The organism is Terriglobia bacterium, from assembly GCA_020072565.1.
GTDB lineage: Bacteria > Acidobacteriota > UBA6911 > UBA6911 > UBA6911 > JAFNAG01.
The window spans coordinates 36,686-53,630 of record JAIQGI010000027.1 but is presented as its reverse complement, the minus strand read 5'-3'; the positions used below and the strand labels follow the sequence as shown (position 1 = coordinate 53,630).

The 16,945-nt window shown below is 60.1% G+C and carries 17 protein-coding genes; 12 read left to right on the top strand and 5 right to left on the bottom strand.

Translation table 11 applies throughout. The features are described 5' to 3' along the window. Window positions 1–38: 38 nt before the first annotated feature. Window positions 39–680, bottom strand: coding sequence for a bifunctional nicotinamidase/pyrazinamidase (gene pncA / locus LAP85_17385; protein ID MBZ5498176.1), 642 nt, complete (start codon window positions 678–680; stop codon window positions 39–41). A 241-nt stretch (window positions 681–921) separates the two neighbouring features. Between pncA and LAP85_17380 the strand changes: the two genes are divergently transcribed. Continuing rightward, complete coding sequence (locus LAP85_17380) at window positions 922–1,782, top strand: dienelactone hydrolase family protein (protein MBZ5498175.1); 861 nt, start codon at window positions 922–924, stop codon at window positions 1,780–1,782. Between the two features lie 38 nt (window positions 1,783–1,820). On the opposite strand, the gene LAP85_17375 is transcribed toward LAP85_17380, so the two are convergent. Continuing rightward, window positions 1,821–2,783, bottom strand: coding sequence for a pyridoxal-phosphate dependent enzyme (locus LAP85_17375; GenBank protein MBZ5498174.1), 963 nt, complete (start codon window positions 2,781–2,783; stop codon window positions 1,821–1,823). A gap of 79 nt (window positions 2,784–2,862) precedes the next feature. Next, the gene (aroF, locus tag LAP85_17370; GenBank protein MBZ5498173.1) at window positions 2,863–3,915 is read right to left on the bottom strand and encodes a 3-deoxy-7-phosphoheptulonate synthase; all 1,053 of its coding nucleotides are present in this window, start codon (window positions 3,913–3,915) and stop codon (window positions 2,863–2,865) included. 182 nt (window positions 3,916–4,097) lie between these two features. On the opposite strand from aroF, the gene LAP85_17365 reads away from it, so the two are divergent. The 3 genes from LAP85_17365 (at window position 4,098) to nadC (ending at window position 7,303) form a co-directional block, all read left to right on the top strand. After that, complete coding sequence (locus LAP85_17365; protein ID MBZ5498172.1) at window positions 4,098–5,087, top strand: hypothetical protein; 990 nt, start codon at window positions 4,098–4,100, stop codon at window positions 5,085–5,087. A gap of 268 nt (window positions 5,088–5,355) precedes the next feature. Next, on the top strand, window positions 5,356–6,429 hold the full coding sequence (nadA, locus tag LAP85_17360) for a quinolinate synthase NadA (protein MBZ5498171.1): 1,074 nt from the start codon (window positions 5,356–5,358) through the stop codon (window positions 6,427–6,429). Window position 6,430: 1 nt separating this feature from the next. Next, window positions 6,431–7,303: a carboxylating nicotinate-nucleotide diphosphorylase gene (gene nadC, locus LAP85_17355; protein ID MBZ5498170.1), complete on the top strand. Its 873-nt coding sequence runs from the start codon at window positions 6,431–6,433 to the stop codon at window positions 7,301–7,303. Between the two features lie 177 nt (window positions 7,304–7,480). Here the strand turns inward: nadC and LAP85_17350 are convergent, their stop codons facing one another. Beyond that, window positions 7,481–8,107 carry a polysaccharide export protein gene (locus LAP85_17350; protein ID MBZ5498169.1) on the bottom strand — a complete coding sequence of 209 codons (627 nt, stop codon included), beginning with the start codon at window positions 8,105–8,107 and terminating at the stop codon, window positions 7,481–7,483. Window positions 8,108–8,692: 585 nt separating this feature from the next. Here LAP85_17350 and lepB point away from each other — a divergent pair. From lepB to LAP85_17330, 4 genes are all read left to right on the top strand, one after another. Beyond that, complete coding sequence (gene lepB, locus LAP85_17345) at window positions 8,693–9,592, top strand: signal peptidase I (protein MBZ5498168.1); 900 nt, start codon at window positions 8,693–8,695, stop codon at window positions 9,590–9,592. Window positions 9,593–9,614: 22 nt separating this feature from the next. Beyond that, entirely contained in the window at window positions 9,615–9,884 is a 270-nt protein-coding gene (locus tag LAP85_17340) for a Smr/MutS family protein (protein MBZ5498167.1), read from the top strand. 103 nt (window positions 9,885–9,987) lie between these two features. Continuing rightward, a complete protein-coding gene (locus LAP85_17335; GenBank protein MBZ5498166.1) occupies window positions 9,988–10,758 on the top strand; it encodes a GGDEF domain-containing protein in 771 nt (256 codons plus the stop codon). After that, on the top strand, window positions 10,748–11,551 hold the full coding sequence (locus LAP85_17330; GenBank protein MBZ5498165.1) for a MinD/ParA family protein: 804 nt from the start codon (window positions 10,748–10,750) through the stop codon (window positions 11,549–11,551). The genes LAP85_17335 and LAP85_17330 overlap by 11 nt, the downstream gene beginning before the upstream one ends. 38 nt (window positions 11,552–11,589) lie before the next feature. On the opposite strand, the gene tadA is transcribed toward LAP85_17330, so the two are convergent. Next, window positions 11,590–12,060, bottom strand: a complete 471-nt coding sequence (gene tadA, locus LAP85_17325; protein MBZ5498164.1) for a tRNA adenosine(34) deaminase TadA — start codon at window positions 12,058–12,060, stop codon at window positions 11,590–11,592. 245 nt (window positions 12,061–12,305) lie between these two features. Between tadA and LAP85_17320 the strand changes: the two genes are divergently transcribed. The 4 genes from LAP85_17320 to LAP85_17305 all read left to right on the top strand — a co-directional run bounded on the left by LAP85_17320 (window position 12,306) and on the right by LAP85_17305 (window position 16,937). Next, window positions 12,306–13,016 carry a hypothetical protein gene (locus LAP85_17320; GenBank protein ID MBZ5498163.1) on the top strand — a complete coding sequence of 237 codons (711 nt, stop codon included), beginning with the start codon at window positions 12,306–12,308 and terminating at the stop codon, window positions 13,014–13,016. Between the two features lie 8 nt (window positions 13,017–13,024). Next, the gene (locus LAP85_17315; protein ID MBZ5498162.1) at window positions 13,025–14,218 is read left to right on the top strand and encodes an acyl-CoA dehydrogenase family protein; all 1,194 of its coding nucleotides are present in this window, start codon (window positions 13,025–13,027) and stop codon (window positions 14,216–14,218) included. Window positions 14,219–14,309: 91 nt separating this feature from the next. After that, a complete protein-coding gene (locus tag LAP85_17310) occupies window positions 14,310–16,598 on the top strand; it encodes a cbb3-type cytochrome c oxidase subunit I (GenBank protein ID MBZ5498161.1) in 2,289 nt (762 codons plus the stop codon). A gap of 153 nt (window positions 16,599–16,751) precedes the next feature. After that, a complete protein-coding gene (locus tag LAP85_17305) occupies window positions 16,752–16,937 on the top strand; it encodes a hypothetical protein (protein ID MBZ5498160.1) in 186 nt (61 codons plus the stop codon). The last annotated feature ends 8 nt before the right edge of the window (window positions 16,938–16,945 follow it).

Genomic DNA, 16,945 nt, shown 5'->3' with positions numbered 1-16,945 from the left:
TGGACCCGGCGTTCACATAGTCGGCATTATGAAGCAGCTCAGAAAGACAGATCCCGCCGGCTGATACGGTGAATGCCGGCCCCGCCCATGGCTTTCCAGGCCTTCTCCATCGAGCCGTCGACGTTGATCCCGCGCACCGCCTCCTCGATTACGAACACCTCGAAGGATTCCTTGCGTGCGTCCAGTGCCGAGTACAGAACGCAGAAATCGAGGGCCAGTCCTGCCATGAAAAGTCGTTTGAGGCCACGGTTGCGCAGATATCCGGCCAGGCCGGTCGGGGTCTCGTGATCGTTCTCGTAGAAGGCAGAGTAGGAATCGATGGCAGGATGGAATCCTTTCCTGATGATGACCTCGGCCTGTACGGTGTGGAGACCCGGGTGAAACTCTGCTCCTCTGGTGCCGGAAATGCAGTGATCGGGCCAGAGGATTTGATCACCGTAAGGAAGCACCAAGGTTTGCAGCGGTTGCTTCCCTGCATGTGATGATGCGAAGGAGACGTGCCCTCTTGGATGCCAGTCCTGCGTCAGTCCGACGTGCACAAAGCCGCCTGCCAGCCGATTGATGACCGGCACGACTTCATCTCCCCCGGGCACCTCCAGGGCGCCACCTCGACAAAAATCATTCTGAACATCGACCACAAGCAGCAGGTCGCTGGAAAAAACCTTCGTTCTCTGCATCATGCCATCAATCCAGGCAAGAACTGACCTCTGCACAAGCATGTCCCGCTCGGGACATACCTGGCATGAGCATAGCTACGGCTGGCGCAGAGAAAAAGTGTTTTCTCTGACCATCTATCATCCCGCTGCCGGCCTGGAAGGAATCCGCTCCAACTGCTACCATGCATTGAGCACGTCAACCGGTGCTGACGACCGGATTCGAACGCCGGAAGCCAAAAGGTAACACAAAAGGAGGTGGGGTACGATGAATGAAGATCTGCGGAATTCCTCGCAACAGAACCAATTTTCACGCCGCGAGTTCATCGTCACAACCTTGACCGCGGGCTTTGCCCTTTCTGCTCAACCGATCTCCGCACAGACGATTACAACCAGTTCCGTGGGCCTTACCGCCGAGGAGGTGAAAATCCAAGTGAAAGATGGCCAGATCCCGGCATACCGGGCGATGCCCGCTACTGGCGGGCCTTTTCCGACCGTGCTGGTCGTCCAGGAGATTTTCGGGGTTCACGAACACATCAAGGACATTTGCCGCCGCTTTGCCAAGGCCGGCTATCTGGCCGTCGCCCCGGAGCTTTACGCCCGCCAGGGCGACGTAGCCAAGATGTCCGACATCAACGAGATTGTCTCCAAGGTCGTCTCCAGAGTGCCGGATGCTCAAGTCCTGTCGGACCTCGACGCCGCGGCAGCATGGGCCAGCAAGTCCGGAGGAGATGCAAGCCGGCTGGCGATCACAGGATTTTGCTGGGGCGGACGGATCGTGTGGCTTTATGCAGCGCATAATCCCAAGCTGCAGGCCGGAGCAGCCTGGTATGGCCGGCTGGTTGGGCAGCCAACGGAGCTGACGCCCAGGAATCCAATCGACCTGGTGCCTGAAATGAAAGCGCCGGTGTTGGGTCTTTACGGCGGCAAGGACACAGGCATCCCGCCGGATACGGTGGAGCGCATGCGCAAGGCCCTCAAGGCGGCGGGCAACCCTTCAGAAATCATAGTCTACCCCGAGGCCCAGCATGGGTTCTTTGCTGATTACCGACCCAGTTATCAGAAGGAGGCGGCGGAAGACGGATGGCGGCGCATGCTGGATTGGTTCAAAAAACACGCCGCTTCATAACATGATTGACGATTCTCCATTCATCAATCGTCATTTCTTTAATAGGTGAGCTCGAGCCTTCCGGCGACATCGAGGTTTCCACCGCTCACCACGGCCACGGTCACGGTGTCCGGAGGAAGAGCGACTTTGCCGGCCAGCAGGGCTGCGACGGTGGCGGCACCGGCAGGTTCCGCCAGCAGCTTGGCCCGTTCGAGCAGGAAGCGAATCGCCTGGAGCATTTCCGCATCTTCAACGGTCACGAGTTCGTCGACCAGATCATTGATGATCTCGAATACTTCCGGATCCGTTTTCCTGGTAGCGAGACCGTCGGCAATGGTGGTGACTTCATCCAGATCCGCACACCGGCCCTGGCGCCGGCTCAGAAACATGTTCGCCGAGCCGGTCGGCTCCACACCGATGATGCGCACCTCCGGCTTGTGCAGCTTCAGAGCCATCGCCATTCCAGCCATCAGCCCACCACCGCCGATGGGGATGACTATCGCCGCCAGATCCGGGAGATCTTCCAAAACCTCGAGCGCCAGAGTGCCCTGGCCGGCGAGCACGTGGCGGTCTTTGAAGGGATGCACGTAAACCAGCCCTCTTTCGATGGCCAATTCCTGCGAACGTGCGAACGCATCGTCCCAGAGCCTGCCGTATTGGATGGCCTCGGCGCCGTATTCTTTGACCGCCGCCACCTTGCTCGAGTTGGCTCGCTCCGGCATCACCACAACGCCGGGAATCTGCTCATGCGCCGCAACATAGGCGACGGCCTGTCCCATATTTCCGGCCGAGGCGGTAATAATGCCGCGTCTCGCCTCAGCCCGCGGCAGGTGGCGGACTTTGTTGAACGCACCCCGCGGCTTGAAAGAGCCGGTTTTCTGAAGATTCTCCGCCTTGAGATACACCGAAAGGCCCGTACGCCGGCTCAGAGCGCGGGAAGAAAAAACCGGTGTGCGATGCACCAGCCCGGCGATCGTAGCCCGCGCTTCAGCAAGATCATCCTGAGAAATCCTGAAATCCATGCCTTTTCCTACGCAAACGTCAGGATGCGCGGAACTCAGGAAACCACCTTCGCAGGTTTCGTGATTCCGTCATCTCTGCTTAACCGTGCTTGAGTTGGTCGCGGCCCTCCCCGCCGGCCACTCGTCGCCCGAGCACAGCCGCGATCTGACGGATCTCTCCCATGAGTTGCTCCAGCTGGGACGGCAGAATGGACTGGTTCCCGTCGGAAAGGGCTTCCTCGGGTTTGTGATGCACCTCGATGATCAGGCCATCGGCCCCTACTGCCACGGCAGCACGGGACAACGGCAGAACCTTCTCACGCCTTCCCGTCCCATGGCTCGGGTCGACGAGGATGGGAAGGTGGCTCAACCGGTGCGCCGCGGGAATAACGCTCAGATCGAGTGTGTTCCGGGTATGGTCGGCAAAGGTGCGCACGCCCCGCTCGCACAATATCACGTGATAATTGCCTTCTGCGAGAATGTATTCTGCGGCCATAAGCAATTCGTCGAGGGTTGCCGAGATGCCGCGTTTGAGCAGCACCGGGCGGCTGGATTTTCCCGCCAGCCTCAGAAGCGAGAAATTCTGCATGTTGCGTGCACCGATCTGAATCACATCGGCGTACTTCTCTACCAGTTCCAGGCTCTCGTGATCGATGGCTTCCGTCACAATCTTCAGTCCGAACCCGGCGCGAACCTCGGCGAGGATCTTCAGTCCCTCTTCGCCCAGCCCCTGGAAGCTGTATGGGGACGTGCGCGGCTTGTAAGCTCCCCCGCGGAACAGGCGCGCACCCGCGGCACGCACGGCGCCGGCGATGGCAAAGGCCTGCTCGCGACTCTCGACGGCGCAGGGACCGGCTATGATGGCAAGCTCGGGCCCTCCTACCAGCACGCCATCCCCGAGATCAATGGTGGTCGAGTCTTCCCTGAGCTCGCGGGCAACAAGCTTGTACGGTTTGGAAACAGGCACGCATTCCGCAACCCCGGGAAGGGCCTCCAGGGCTGTCGCCTCCACGGGTCCGCGGTTGCCGGTAATTCCGATCGCGGTCCTCATGCTCCCCGGAATCGCGTGTGCCCTGAAACCCATTTCCTCGATCTTGCGACAGACCTCCTCGATCTCCGCGGCGGTGGCATGTGCCTTCATCATTACCAGCATGGCTGCTTTTTCTCCCTAGGGGATGCATCAGTGTAGTTGAGCCGTTTCCTGGAATCAATGGGCTGGGCAAGGACAAAGCAGCCACGAAAGACATTGCGTGGCTTGGACGGCAGCAACCCGTTTCATGGTTTTTCTTGCAGCCGCAACGGAAAGGCTTACACTACTGCCTGAGGAGGGGGACGTTGGGCGGACAGATCGTCATAGGGCTCAATGCGGTGATTACGGCCGTTACCCGGGAGGTGCCGAGATTCCTGGCTGTGAAGACCTTCACGGATTCACTGCCGGCACCACTCGATGCCCTGCCTTTCGGGCCATTCAATCCCGGACGCCATCGCACTCTGGAGCTGGGATTGCGTAGCTGGGTGCGCGAAAAGACCGGGATCGACTTCGGCTACGTTGAGCAGCTCTACACGTTCGGGAACCGCAACCGCGATCCCGGAGAAAGCCGCGGGGGGCCCCGGGTTATTTCAGTCGCTTACCTGGCACTGGTACGCGAGGTCCCGCCTTCGGGGGCAGGAAAAGCCGTCTGGCGCGATTGGTACCGGTATTTCCCATGGGAGGACTGGCGCGCCGGACGCCCTGCCGTCATCGACGGCCAGATTGCGCCGGCGCTTAACCGCTGGATTCAGGCCGCCGGAGATAAAGAAACGCGCCGCGAGAGGCGCGAGCGCGGCGACATTTATTTCGGCCTGGGCGGCGCACACTGGGTGGCGGAGCGCGTTCTGGACCGCTACGAGCTCATCTACGAGGTCGGCCTCGCAGCCGAGGCCGAGCGTGACCGCCGGAGACTGAAAGCGCACGTCTGCGGCCACACCGGCCCCGGGCACAATCATACTCTCGGGCAGCCCATGGCGTTCGATCACCGCCGTATCCTCGCCACCGCGCTGGGGCGACTGCGCGGCAAGCTCAAATACCGGCCGGTCGTCTTTGAACTGCTCCCGGAGACGTTTACTCTGCTGCAGCTCCAGCGGGTCGTGGAAGCCCTGGCGGGCATCGGGCTCCACAAACAAAACCTGCGGCGCCTGGTGGAATCCGGCGGGCTGGTGGAAGGGACGGGGCACATGGATGCCCGGACCGGGGGCAGGCCGGCCGAATTATTCCGCTTCCGTCGCGAGGTGCTCCGCGAGCGGCCTGCACCCGGCGTCGGCATCTCGGCCCTGCTTCACGGTTGACCGAACAGCCATTCGGAGGCGAAGACTGAAACCGAGAAGCGTCTCCAATTCCCGCTCTGTAAGGCAAAGCTGTAGTTTTGTGTTTCTCCGACACATTTCAGCGAGCCGCTTCGCGAGACCGCGGAATACAGGAAAACGTTTTTCGCCTGTTTCGTGAGTCTCGTGGCTGCCGATTGGCCGGATCGTGGTTTCTGTTGACAGGAGATATACTCAAGTTTAGTATAATAAGTATCGGTCCGGAGGGACCGGATTTTTTTGACGATCCCATATGCTCATAATGAGCATAAGTGAGGCACAAGCTATGAGTCTAAGAGCACTGGATCCGATCCTCGCGCCGGAGGATCTGGCCTTCACCCCCGAGGTCAAGCGCGGCACCGCTGCGGTTTATGAGCGGCTGCGGGACGTCATCCCGGAGATCGAGTGGCCGGTCCATGCCCCCTACATTGCCGCCATCCGGCGACTGAAGGTGGAGCGCAAGGCCGTCATCCTCGCCCACAACTACCAGACCCCGGAGATCTTTCACGGAGTTGCCGACCTGACCGGCGACTCGCTGGCTCTGGCTCGGGAAGCGGCCCAGACAGACGCCGAGCGGATCGTGCTGTGCGGTGTTCATTTCATGGCCGAAACAGCTAAGCTGCTGAATCCTGAAAAGATTGTGCTGATCCCCGACCTCGAGGCCGGTTGTTCGCTGGCCGATGCCGTCACGGCCGAGGATGTGCGCCTGCTGCGCGAGCGCTACCCCGGTGTGCCGGTCGTGACCTATGTGAACACTTCGGCGGCCGTGAAAGCCGAGTCGGATCTCTGCTGCACGTCGGCCAACGCCGTCGCGGCCGTGGAGTCGCTTGGCGCCGATCGCGTCATTCTGCTGCCGGACGAATATCTCGGCCGCTATGTGGCGGGACAGACCAAGGTGCAGGTGATTCTCTGGCGCGGGCATTGCGAGGTTCACGAACGGTTTTCGGCCCGGGATCTGCGCAACTACCGGCAGCAGTACGGCGATCTCGTCGTTCTCGCTCATCCGGAATGTCCGCCGGATGTGCTTGCCGAAGCGGACTTCGTCGGGTCCACAGCCGGCATGATCCGCCATGTTGGCACCTTCCGGCCGCGGCGTGTGGTGATGGTGACCGAATGTTCCATGAGCGACAATGTGGCTGTGGAATTTCCGGAGATTCAGTTCGTGCGCCCCTGCAACCTGTGCCCCCACATGAAGCGCATCACTCTGCCCAAGATACTGAATTCCCTTCTGTACGAGGAGCACGTGATCGAGGTCGAACCCGGCATCGCCGAGCGTGCCCGCCGCGCCGTCCAGAGGATGATCAACCTCCCCAAGGCGAGCCGCTGACATGAAGCCCGCAGCAGCATCCGTCACGCCACCCTATCTTCTGCTTTACGAAGAGACCGTACGCCGCGCCCTGCTTGAGGACCTGGGCCGTGCCGGCGATCTTACTACCGATGCCATTGTTGCCGCCGGCGAGGAAGCGGTCGCCTCGATGATCGCGCGCGCCCCGGGGCGCATCGCCGGCCTGGAGGTTGCGGTCTGTGCGTTCCGGTGCCTCGATGCGCGCGTGCGCGCGGAAATTCTCGTCGCCGATGGCAGCGATGCGCCTGCCGGTGAGCACCTCGCCGTGGTAAGCGGTCCCGCCCGCGCCATTTTATCGGCCGAGCGGACGGCTCTGAATTTTCTGGGGCGCTTGTGCGGGATCGCCACCGCCACGCGCGGCATCGTCGCTGCCGTGGCGCACACCGGCGCCCAAGTCGTGTGTACCCGCAAGACCACGCCGGGCCTGCGGTCGCTTGAAAAATACGCGGTAAGAGCAGGAGGCGGCGCCAATCATCGTTTCGGCCTCGATGACGCGGTTCTGATCAAGGACAATCACCGGCTGATCGCGGGCGGGATCACCGAGGCGGTCCGGCGCGTGCGCAGGCACGCAGGGCACATGGTAAAAATCGAAGTCGAGGTGGATACGCTCGTCGAATTGGAGGAAGCTCTCGGCCTGGGCGTCGATGCGATTCTCCTGGATAACATGCCCGTCGACATGCTGGCACAGGGAGTTCATCTGGCCCGAGGGAAGGCGCTCACTGAAGCTTCCGGAGGCATTACACCAGCAAATGCCGCCGCCATTGCCGCTACAGGGGTCGATCTTCTGTCGGTAGGCTGGTTGACACACAGCTCAGCCGCGCTCGACGTGTCCCTCGATCTCGCGATCAGGCTTTGAAACGGAAGGGGGACGTTCCGCTTTTCCCGTCCTTACAGCCGTCCTGGCTGCCAAGGTGGATAAAGTAAGACGTCCCCGCTTCGGAAATATCGTCTGCGCCGGCTTGAACTGGGCGCGAAGGCGCGCGCTGCCCGGGATTCCCTGTTTCAGCAGAATTGTTCCGGGCGCTCGTTCTGTTCAGGGCACCAGGACCATGTCTCCGTTTTCCAGGATCACGTTCTGCTTCAGGTTCCTGCCGTTGATGGCATCTTTGTAGTTGAACAAAAGTAAACGACCGTCCTTTTTTCGCAGAATTTTGATGCGCGTAGCCTTGGCATAGTCGGTCAATCCGCCCGCTTTGGCGATCAATTCCAGCACGGTCATGGGCGCGCCCATAGGATAAGCTCCGGGTTTGCCGACCGCACCGACTATGGAGACCTTCTGACTTTCGATCTTCACCACAATCACGGTGACAGTCGGGTCCTTCACATATGTCCTGAGCCGATCGATATAGCTATCCTGCAGTTGCTTTGTGGTCAATCCGTTCGCCTGAATGTCACCAATCACAGGCAGAGTGATTTTCCCGTCGGGCCGGACAACCACGGATTGCACGGAAAAATCGGGTTCCTTCCACACGTTGATTTGCAGGACGTCTTCCAGGCCGATCACAAAATTCTCGCTGACCTGAGGAACGGTCTCTTTTTGCTGCAGCGCCACCGCTGCCGGGGGCTTTGGAGTACCGCCCTTAGCCGGCGGTTTTTGTTGTGCGAAGCCCAAAACTGCAACTGCGAAAAACAAACTCGTGCCAAGCAAGATCTTCTTCATTGTCTCTCTTCCGTAGCTGAAGGTCGTGAAATCCGGATTAGCGATCCGCCCGCACGCCCGGCCGATGCCCCTCCCGTCGGCAAGTATTGGCTGCGGGCAACGGAAAAGCCCAAACGATGGATGTCGTGTTCGCCCCCACGATAATGGTTTTGTGCGCGGATTTCTACGAAGAAGTTCGCGACAAGACTCCGGGAGCCGGCCCTACGGGCCGAGGCCCATCAGCTTTCCAATCGGCAATCTGCCGTCCCAGGATCAGGAAAAACCGGGACGGCCCGATAAACATAAAAGCAAAGACGGCAATGAAGGACATGGCGCGGCACGGCCGCATCAAAAAAGACGCCGACGCAGAGTTCGCGGAGATCGCAGAGACCGCTCTGCGGTCTGCGCGGCTGCTGCGGTGCAAAGTTGATTTTCCTGTCCGAATGGCAAAATTCGCCGCCTCGTGACAAGAAAAACTCATTTTCTTCGTGGCCGTTTTTTTGTAAGCCCTGCGATCAGAAAAAAACCCCTGGTGCAAGCATCAGTGCTTTGGGGTATTCTTTCCAGCTGACAGCGACGTTATCTGAGTTGCTGACGAGAGGAGCCATGAGAGGGAAACCCGTTCCGAAGAAGATTGCCGCGGTCCAAGGATCCAGATCCCCGATCCTGACCTTTGTCAAAGAGCTGACGTTCATCCTTTGCGCTGTGCTGATTATCAACAGCTTTGTCATGGCTTCTTTTGAAGTCCCGACTGGTTCGATGGAAGATACGGTGGCTATCGGCGACCGTGTCTTTGTCAACAAGTTCATCTACGGCGGCTCGACCCCGTATACAATTCCGCTCACCTCGATCCGCATACCGCACCTCCGGGTACCGGGCTTCCGCAGTGTCGCCCGCGGCGACGTCATTGTTTTCGATTGGCCCGGCGGCCGCGACGAGATCGAGAAGCCCATCCAGATGTGGTATTTGAAACGCTGCATCGGCCTGCCCGGTGACACCATCCTGATAAAAAACCAGATGTTGTTTGTGAATGGCAATGCCGTTCCCGACCCGGCCCACGCCAAGCACATCCGCGGTGCCGTGCTTTCGCCGGGCCAGGCAGATCGCTACATTTTTCCACGCGGGTCCGATTTCAACGCAGACAATTACGGCCCCATAGCCGTTCCCCGCAAGGGAATGAAGCTGGCACTTACAGCCGCCAACTTCCCGGCCTGGGAGGTCTTCATCCGCCGCGAAGGGCATGACGCTATGCTCGAGGATGAACAGGTCATGATCGACGGCAGGGTGGCACGCGAATACACGGTCCAGCGCGACTATGTTTTCGCCATGGGCGACAACCGGGACAACAGCCTGGACAGCCGTTTCTGGGGTTTCGTTCCCTACGAGGACGTCATCGGAACGCCCATGATTGTCTACTGGTCATGGAATCCGGCGATTCCGATCTATCATCTGATCGATAAGCTGACCTCCGTCAAGCTGGGCCGCATCGGCACGATCATCCACTGAACCACGGAAGCAGGAGCGGGGATTGCCCGAGGAACCGGTCGAGGTACCGATCGAGGACTGGATTGACCTGCACACCTTCCAGCCTCAGGAAGTCAAGAGCGTGGTCGAGGAATACCTCTTCCAGGCATTGGCGAAAGGATTTACCCAGGTGCGCATCATTCACGGCCGCGGCATCGGAGTGCAGCGCCAGATCGTGCAGCGGTTTCTGAGCAGCCATCCTGCCGTCATATGTTTCGAAGACACTCCGGATCGCGGCGCCACTCTGGTTCATCTCAACCTGCACCCTCGTTGAAGCGGTCATATTTGTCGTGCTGTTTCATGAGCCATCTGCCGAAAGAGATTAGAGTAACGGAAATTCTGTCTTTGTTGGCGGAATCGTTGCACGGGATGTTGGTATGCCCCATGACAGCCATGGCGGCGCGATCATCTCAGGCTATTCAAGGGAAAGAGTCACTGAAGTGGGCAACTGGCAGGGACTGGATCTCACTACCGCCATTCGAATCCTGGAGCACGCCGGCCGATCCGACCCGACCCGGCTCGACTTGGAGCCGCAGGCACAGATTCAGGCCCTCATCGATGCGCTCTGCGACCTGTCCATGCACGACGGGCTCACGGGGCTCGTCAATCCCACTTTCTTTCGCGCAGCCCTGGCAAGCGAAATCGACCGTGGTTCGCGAACCGGCCACACGTGCGGGGTAATGATGCTCGACCTGGATCGGTTCAAACTCGTCAACGACACCTATGGCCACCATGTGGGGGACTACGTCCTGAAAGCGGTCGCTATCCGGTTGAAAAAGTCGCTGCGCAGCATGGACTTGGCGGCCCGCATCGGAGGCGAAGAGTTCGCCGTCATGCTCCCGGAATGCACGCCAGAAGATGCTGTGCGCGCGGCGATACGGATTCACGGCCATCTTAACCCGCTTGTCGTTACTGCCGGAGAGCTGACGTTGAACGTAACCACGAGTGCCGGCCTGGTCTGGACCGAGCCGAGCATTGACGTTTCCCCCAAAATAATTCTGGCGCAGGCCGACGCCGAGCTCTACCGGGCCAAGCGATCAGGAAGGCAATACCTGGCTTATCCGGAGCTTATTCAAACCCGCGTGTCGGCGGCAGAGCAGGCTTCCATCGTCCTGCCCCGATTCGAGGAGGAATCTTATGAGCAATGAACAGCGCGGTCGCCGTTATGCGATCGTCAGCGGTAAGGGCGGGGTGGGAAAAACCGTAATCACCGCCAACCTCGCCGCCGCTTTCGCCTCCTCGGGACACCGTACTCTGGTGCTGGACGCCGATTTGGGCCTCGCCAACCTCGATGTCATTCTGGGGATCAATCCATCCGGCACCATACAGGACGTCCTGGCCGGCAATCTTACGCTCGAGGAAGTCCTGGTGCGCACTCGCGGCGGCTTCGATTTGCTGCCCGCCGGATCCGGCACGCTGGAAACGAACCTGCTGACTCCGGACCTGGCGACGGGCTTGAGTCAGTTGCTCGATAAGCTCGATACTCGTTATGACTCCATTCTTTTCGATGCCGGAGCAGGCATTGGCGAGGTCGTGCTGTTTTTCGCCCGGATGGCCGACGAAATCGTGCTCATAGTAACGCCGGAACCAACCTCTCTCATGGATGCATACGCAATGGTGAAGATTCTGGCACTGCGGTTCGGCTGCAGGGATTTCCGACTCGTGGTCAATCAGGCCGACCCTCATCACCCCGAACAAGCCGGCACGGTGATAGCCAACCATCTGCAGCAGGTCGTGTCGAGGTTCCTGTGTGTCGATGGTGGCCTTCCGATCCGTCTTCATTTCACGGGTTCCCTCCCTCTGGATCCCGCGGTCAGCAGGTCCGTCACCCGCCAGCGACTGCTCGCTGAGAATGACCCGCAAGCTCCGGTTGCGGCGATCATCACCCGCCTGGCCGAATCTCTCCAGACCGGGCTGCCGGGGCGCACGCAGGAGCATTGAATCACCTCGACCATCGTGAACCTGAAGGAGGCGGCTGCCTAGTAAGAAGGCGGCTGCCGGCGGGAGGCGAAGAATGTCCGCATCAGGAAACTGCATTCGCCTTCCAGGATGCCGGACATCACTTCAAACCTGTGATTGAGCTCGACCGCGCTCGCGAGGTGGAAGTGTGAGTCGAGAGAGCCCGCTTTCGGGTCGGTGGCCCCATAGATGACTTCCTCAACGCGGGCCTGGATCATGGCCCCGGCACACATGACGCAGGGCTCCACGGTCACAATCAGGATCGAGCCGGGCAGCCGGTAGTTCTTCATGTTTCGGGCTGCCTGGCGCAGAGCCAGGATTTCGGCGTGCGCCGAGGGATCGTGCAGATGTACGGAATGGTTGTGGCCGCGCCCGACAATCTTGTCGTTGATAAGCACGATGGCGCCCACCGGGATTTCACCCGCACTCTCGGCTTTGCGGGCCTCGGCGAGGGCCTCAAGCATCCACTGTTCCGCTGTGGCTCGTTCCATGCACCTCCTCTTGGACCGGGGCTTGATCTCAAGCTACCACAGGCAATTGGAATGCGTCAAATCGGCTCTGGTCATCCGGCGCGTCAAGCGACTGTGCTCGCATTACCACCCAAAACCATCACACACATAGAGAAATTTTTAACCTGGTTGAAATTTTCGATAGTCCGGAACTCTTGAAATCTGTATTCTAGAAAAAGAGGACATGGGCAGGCCCATTCCTGCCGGCTTTTGTAGGGGGTGCGAGGATGCAAGGCGAATCAGAGTGTGACGGAAAGATCAAGCTCGGATCTGTTCCGGAGAAAGTCTGCCAGCGCCTGGCGGGATTCCAGGGAAACTGGCTTGAATTCATCCCTGAAGAGAGTGCCATCATAGTGCGGCATGTGCAGCCGGGTGGATGCCCTGCCATCTCGGGTGTCCCCTGCGAGCTGATTTCCATGATCGACTCCATACCCGCAGAACAGAGGCAGGCAATGCCCGGCGGTGAGTTCTTCCTCAGGGACTCCGAAGGACAGATGCTGCGACTGATCGTCGAACGCGGTGACATCCGCATCCAGTGGCCGTGCCTGGACTATTCGAGAGCTGTGGCCGTCCCAACCGAAAGTATCAGGAATGATTTGAATCCACGCACCGCTCGTGTCAGGGGCTGGGCAAACTTCCTTGGGGCGCCCGACAGCGCCGGCCGCCTCCAGGCCTTTGTTGACGCCTTCGAGGGGCTCTACCCGGAGGGGAGCATGCCGGCGAGTCTTCGGCAGGATGGGTTTCATGTCGAGTTCCAGGATGTAAACGTCGGTCCCTCTGAACTGCTCAGCAAGCTGCTGGAACTGGCCGATCCGGCCGAGTCTCTGGACGCCCAGTTGGAAGTGAGCTCCTTTGTGCCCGGCGCCAGCGATGAAAACTTCAGGATCCTCGTCTGCCGAGGCCGTGCTCAGGCATTGCGGCCGTCGCTGTGGAGATAGAAGAAGCCATGGATTATTTCCTGACCGATGAGCAGAAAGAGATACGACGTTTGGCCCGGGAGATCGCCGAGAAGGAGATCCGGCCCATCGCTCCGCACTGTGACCGCAGCGGCGAATTCCCCTGGCCCATCGTCAAGCTGATGGCCGCGACCGACCTCTTCCGGGTGTTTATCGACGAGGCGTATGAGGGGATGGCGGGAAAGTCGGCCATCTTCAATATGGTGCTGGTCACCGAAGAGCTCTCGAGAGCCTGCGGCGGGATCGCTCTGAGTTTCGCCGGCACCGCCCTGGGAGCGCTCCCCATCATTATTGCGGGTGATGAGGGGCAGAAGAGGCGCTTCCTCCCCGACATTGCTGCCGGCAGAAAGTTGGCCGCGTTTGCGCTCACCGAGCCTCAAGCCGGCTCGGACGCCGGTGCCATCGCAACCGTCGCGCATCGGGACGGCGATTGCTATATCCTCAATGGGACCAAGCAGTGGGTCACCAACGGCGGCGAGGCGGAGCTCTATGCCGTCTTTGCGCTGACCAATCCCGGCAAGGGCCCCAGGGGTGCGTCCTGCATCGTGGTGGAAAAGGGAACCTCGGGCTTCGAATTCGGCAAGAAGGAAGACAAGATGGGAATTCGCGCATCGGCAACGCGCGAGCTGACCTTCCAGGATTGCCGGGTTCCGGTGGCAAACCGCCTGGGCCGCGAGGGAACCGGCTTCATCACCGCGATGAGGACGTTTGATTTGTCTCGCCCCGGGGTTGCAGCACAGGCGGTGGGCATCGCACAGGGGGCGCTCGACCTCGCATTGGAGTATGCCTGTACGCGCCGCCAGTTCGGCTCGCCGGTGTCGTCATTCCAGGGCCTGCGTTTCACGCTGGCCGACATGGCGGTGCGGGTGGAAGCAGCACGCGCGCTGACATACGCGGTGGCCCGCCATATCGACTCCGATCCTGACCAACGGCCGACAATGTATTCGGCGATGTCCAAGTGTTTCGCTTCGGACATGGCTGTGCAGGTCACGAGCGATGCCGTACAGATCTTCGGGGGCTACGGGTACATGCGGGACTACCCCATCGAAAAATATATGCGCGACGCCAAGATCACTCAGATCTACGAGGGCACAAATCAGATTCAGCGCGATGAAATCGGTAAAGCCCTGATCAGTTCGTTTCATGCCGCGCGCCCGCTGCGCACGATGCAGGCGTTGCAGTAACATGCCTCTGGCGCGGATCGCACAAAATTCGTGAAATTCCTTTCATGCATCCCGTGTTTGATGAGACACTCGTTCCCACATGAGGCGAACGATGCCGAATCGAGTGATGCCGATATCCTCTCGGTGGCTGCAAGCCGCGATATTGACCTACCTGGTCGGCTTCTGTGTGCTGGGTTTGCTCGCCTACCTCACCTATGCGCAAAAGCCCCCGATCCCAGGACGCGTCGTAAGCACCGGAGGCGAAACCCTCTTCACCCGCGCCGATGTCATGGCGGGGATGAATGTGTTTCAGCGCTATGGCCTCATGGAGTACGGCACGGTCTACGGCCACGGCGCTTACCTCGGCCCCGACTTTACGGCCGAGTATCTGCACAAGAGCGCGGAGTTCCTGATCAGCCGCTATCAGGAGGACCCGCTCGCCGGGCTGTCGCCCACGGTAAGAGTGCAGGCAGAGCTTCATGAGAACGCATATGACCCCATGATCGACAGCGTCCTCTGGAGCGATGCGCGCGTCCAGGCGCATCGCATGATGGAGAAATACTATCAAGCGCTATTCGCTGCGGGTGTGAGCAAGGGCGGGGCACAGGCAGCCTGGATCAAGGATCCTGAGCAGATTCGTCAATTGACCGCATTTTTCGCCTGGACTGCCTGGACCGGAACAGCCAACCGGCCGGGCCGGGCCGATTCCTACACCAACAATTGGCCCTCTGAACCGCTCGCCGGCAATTTCATCACTGCCGACGCGGTTACCTGGAGCGCCATTTCCATCATCGGGCTGCTGGGCGGCACGGGCCTGGTGCTCTTTTTTTTCGGCCGCTACGACTGGCTCGGTTGGGGCGGTGAACGCCTTCAGGTGGACTTTCGTCCGGTGGAAGAGGTCAGCCTGGCACCCGCCCAGCGAGCCGTCGTCTGGTTTCTCGCGGTAACTTCCCTGCTTTTCCTGATCCAGACATTCTGCGGCGGGCTGGTCGCGCACTACCGGGCGGAGCCGGGCAACTTCTTCGGCCTGGACATCTCCCGTCTCCTGCCCTACAACATCGCCCGCACCTGGCATTTGCAGCTCGCCATCTTCTGGGTCTCGACGTCCTACCTCGCCACCGGCATTTTCATGGTGCCTCTGGTCGCGGGCCACGAGCCGCGCGGCCAAACCCGGCTGGCGCTGGCTCTGCTCGCCGCCTTGGCGACTGTCGTCTTCGGCAGCCTGGCAGGCGAGTACGCGGGCGTCAAGGGTTGGCTGGGAACGGGCCAGTGGTTCTGGCTCGGACACCAGGGCTGGGAGTACCTCGATCTCGGCCGCGTGTGGCAGGTGCTGCTGGTCATAGGTCTGTTTTTCTGGGTTTTGATCCTGGCCCGAGGCTTGAGGCGGACGCTTCGGGATCAGCACTATGGCAACATGCCCTGGCTGCTGTTCTACGCAGCGCTGGCAATCCCTGTCTTCTATGCTGTCGGCCTGCTGACCGGTCCCAAGACGAGCTTCGTTGTCAACGACTTTTGGCGTTTCTGGGTGGTTCATCTCTGGGTCGAGGACTTCATGGAGCTCTTCACCACCGTGGTGGTGGCCTACATGTTTGTTCTGCTGGGAGCGGTGCGCCAGACAACCGCGCTGCGCATCATCTACCTCGACGTAATTCTCTATTCGATCGGCGGAGTCGTGGGCACGATGCACCATCTCTACTTCAGCGGCACGCCGCCGGTCCACATGGCTCTGGGCGCCACCTTTTCCGCTCTTGAAGTCATTCCTCTGGTTCTGCTCACCCTCGAAGCATGGGGTTTCATGAGGTCCGGAGCGCAGTCGGCCGTAGCTGGCCGGCAACTGCATCGCTGGGCGATATGGTTCCTGGTGTCGGTAGGGGTCTGGAACTTCTTCGGTGCAGGGGTGTTTGGTTTCCTTATCAACCTCCCGGTGGTGAGCTATTACGAAATCGGAACCAACCTGACCGCCAACCACGGCCACACTGCCATGATGGGCGTCTATGGCATGCTCGCGATCGGCCTGCTTCTCTTCTGCCTGCGTTACCTGATGCGGACAGACAAATGGAGCGACCGCGCTGCCCAGCTCTCCTTCTGGTCGCTCAACATCGGCCTGGTCTGGATGGCTTTTTTCAATCTTTTCCCGGTCGGGATTGTCCAGCTTCACGACGCCGTAAGCAACGGCTATTGGCACGCGCGGAGCCTTGACTTCATCATGAGACAATGGGTGCACGCGCTGGAGTGGATGCGGCTGCCCGGCGATCTCCTGTTCATCACCGGCGGAGCCATTCCCATCTGCTGGCTATGTATGCGGGCGCTGCGCTATCGCAACCCGAAGCATAGCGAGGACGGGACCGATCCTCCCGCCCAGCTGTTTGCGGTTGCACAGAACCCGGAGAGTCGCAGGTGAAGTCCGGAGACTTGAGCCCGGTTTTGAAAATAGTGGGCAATGAGCGATCGCACGGCGCTTGCGCACCGATGCATCAGTTCTGCATAGGCACTCTCGTCTCCGGCAAGGGTGCGCCCGACTAGAGTTTCATCAGAGGTTGCCTCGGATTCGACCATGGAAATGAGCCACGGGCCGGGGAGAGCCGTTCCCCCCGGCCTTGGACTCAAGGATCTACTGGCCAGCGGTTTTTTTGTCAAGCCGATTCAGGAAACTCTGAAGGCGCTGATCCATTTTGTCGTGCCTCTGCTGGAGTTGTGTCAGCTGGTCCTGAGTCAGGATCGGCTTGATTCCCGCCCATAGCGTGCTCC

Excerpts from the sequence above, each read along its gene's own strand:
- pncA (MBZ5498176.1), bottom strand. The coding sequence starts at position 680 with ATGATGCAGAGAACGAAGGTTTTTTCCAGCGACCTGCTGCTTGTGGTC.
- LAP85_17380 (MBZ5498175.1), top strand. The coding sequence starts at position 922 with ATGAATGAAGATCTGCGGAATTCCTCGCAACAGAACCAATTTTCACGC.
- LAP85_17375 (MBZ5498174.1), bottom strand. The coding sequence starts at position 2,783 with ATGGATTTCAGGATTTCTCAGGATGATCTTGCTGAAGCGCGGGCTACG.
- aroF (MBZ5498173.1), bottom strand. The coding sequence starts at position 3,915 with ATGCTGGTAATGATGAAGGCACATGCCACCGCCGCGGAGATCGAGGAG.
- nadA (MBZ5498171.1), top strand. The coding sequence starts at position 5,356 with ATGCTCATAATGAGCATAAGTGAGGCACAAGCTATGAGTCTAAGAGCA.
- nadC (MBZ5498170.1), top strand. The coding sequence starts at position 6,431 with ATGAAGCCCGCAGCAGCATCCGTCACGCCACCCTATCTTCTGCTTTAC.
- LAP85_17350 (MBZ5498169.1), bottom strand. The coding sequence starts at position 8,107 with ATGAAGAAGATCTTGCTTGGCACGAGTTTGTTTTTCGCAGTTGCAGTT.
- lepB (MBZ5498168.1), top strand. The coding sequence starts at position 8,693 with ATGAGAGGGAAACCCGTTCCGAAGAAGATTGCCGCGGTCCAAGGATCC.
- LAP85_17335 (MBZ5498166.1), top strand. The coding sequence starts at position 9,988 with ATGCCCCATGACAGCCATGGCGGCGCGATCATCTCAGGCTATTCAAGG.
- LAP85_17330 (MBZ5498165.1), top strand. The coding sequence starts at position 10,748 with ATGAGCAATGAACAGCGCGGTCGCCGTTATGCGATCGTCAGCGGTAAG.
- tadA (MBZ5498164.1), bottom strand. The coding sequence starts at position 12,060 with ATGGAACGAGCCACAGCGGAACAGTGGATGCTTGAGGCCCTCGCCGAG.
- LAP85_17320 (MBZ5498163.1), top strand. The coding sequence starts at position 12,306 with ATGCAAGGCGAATCAGAGTGTGACGGAAAGATCAAGCTCGGATCTGTT.
- LAP85_17315 (MBZ5498162.1), top strand. The coding sequence starts at position 13,025 with ATGGATTATTTCCTGACCGATGAGCAGAAAGAGATACGACGTTTGGCC.
- LAP85_17310 (MBZ5498161.1), top strand. The coding sequence starts at position 14,310 with ATGCCGAATCGAGTGATGCCGATATCCTCTCGGTGGCTGCAAGCCGCG.
- LAP85_17305 (MBZ5498160.1), top strand. The coding sequence starts at position 16,752 with ATGGAAATGAGCCACGGGCCGGGGAGAGCCGTTCCCCCCGGCCTTGGA.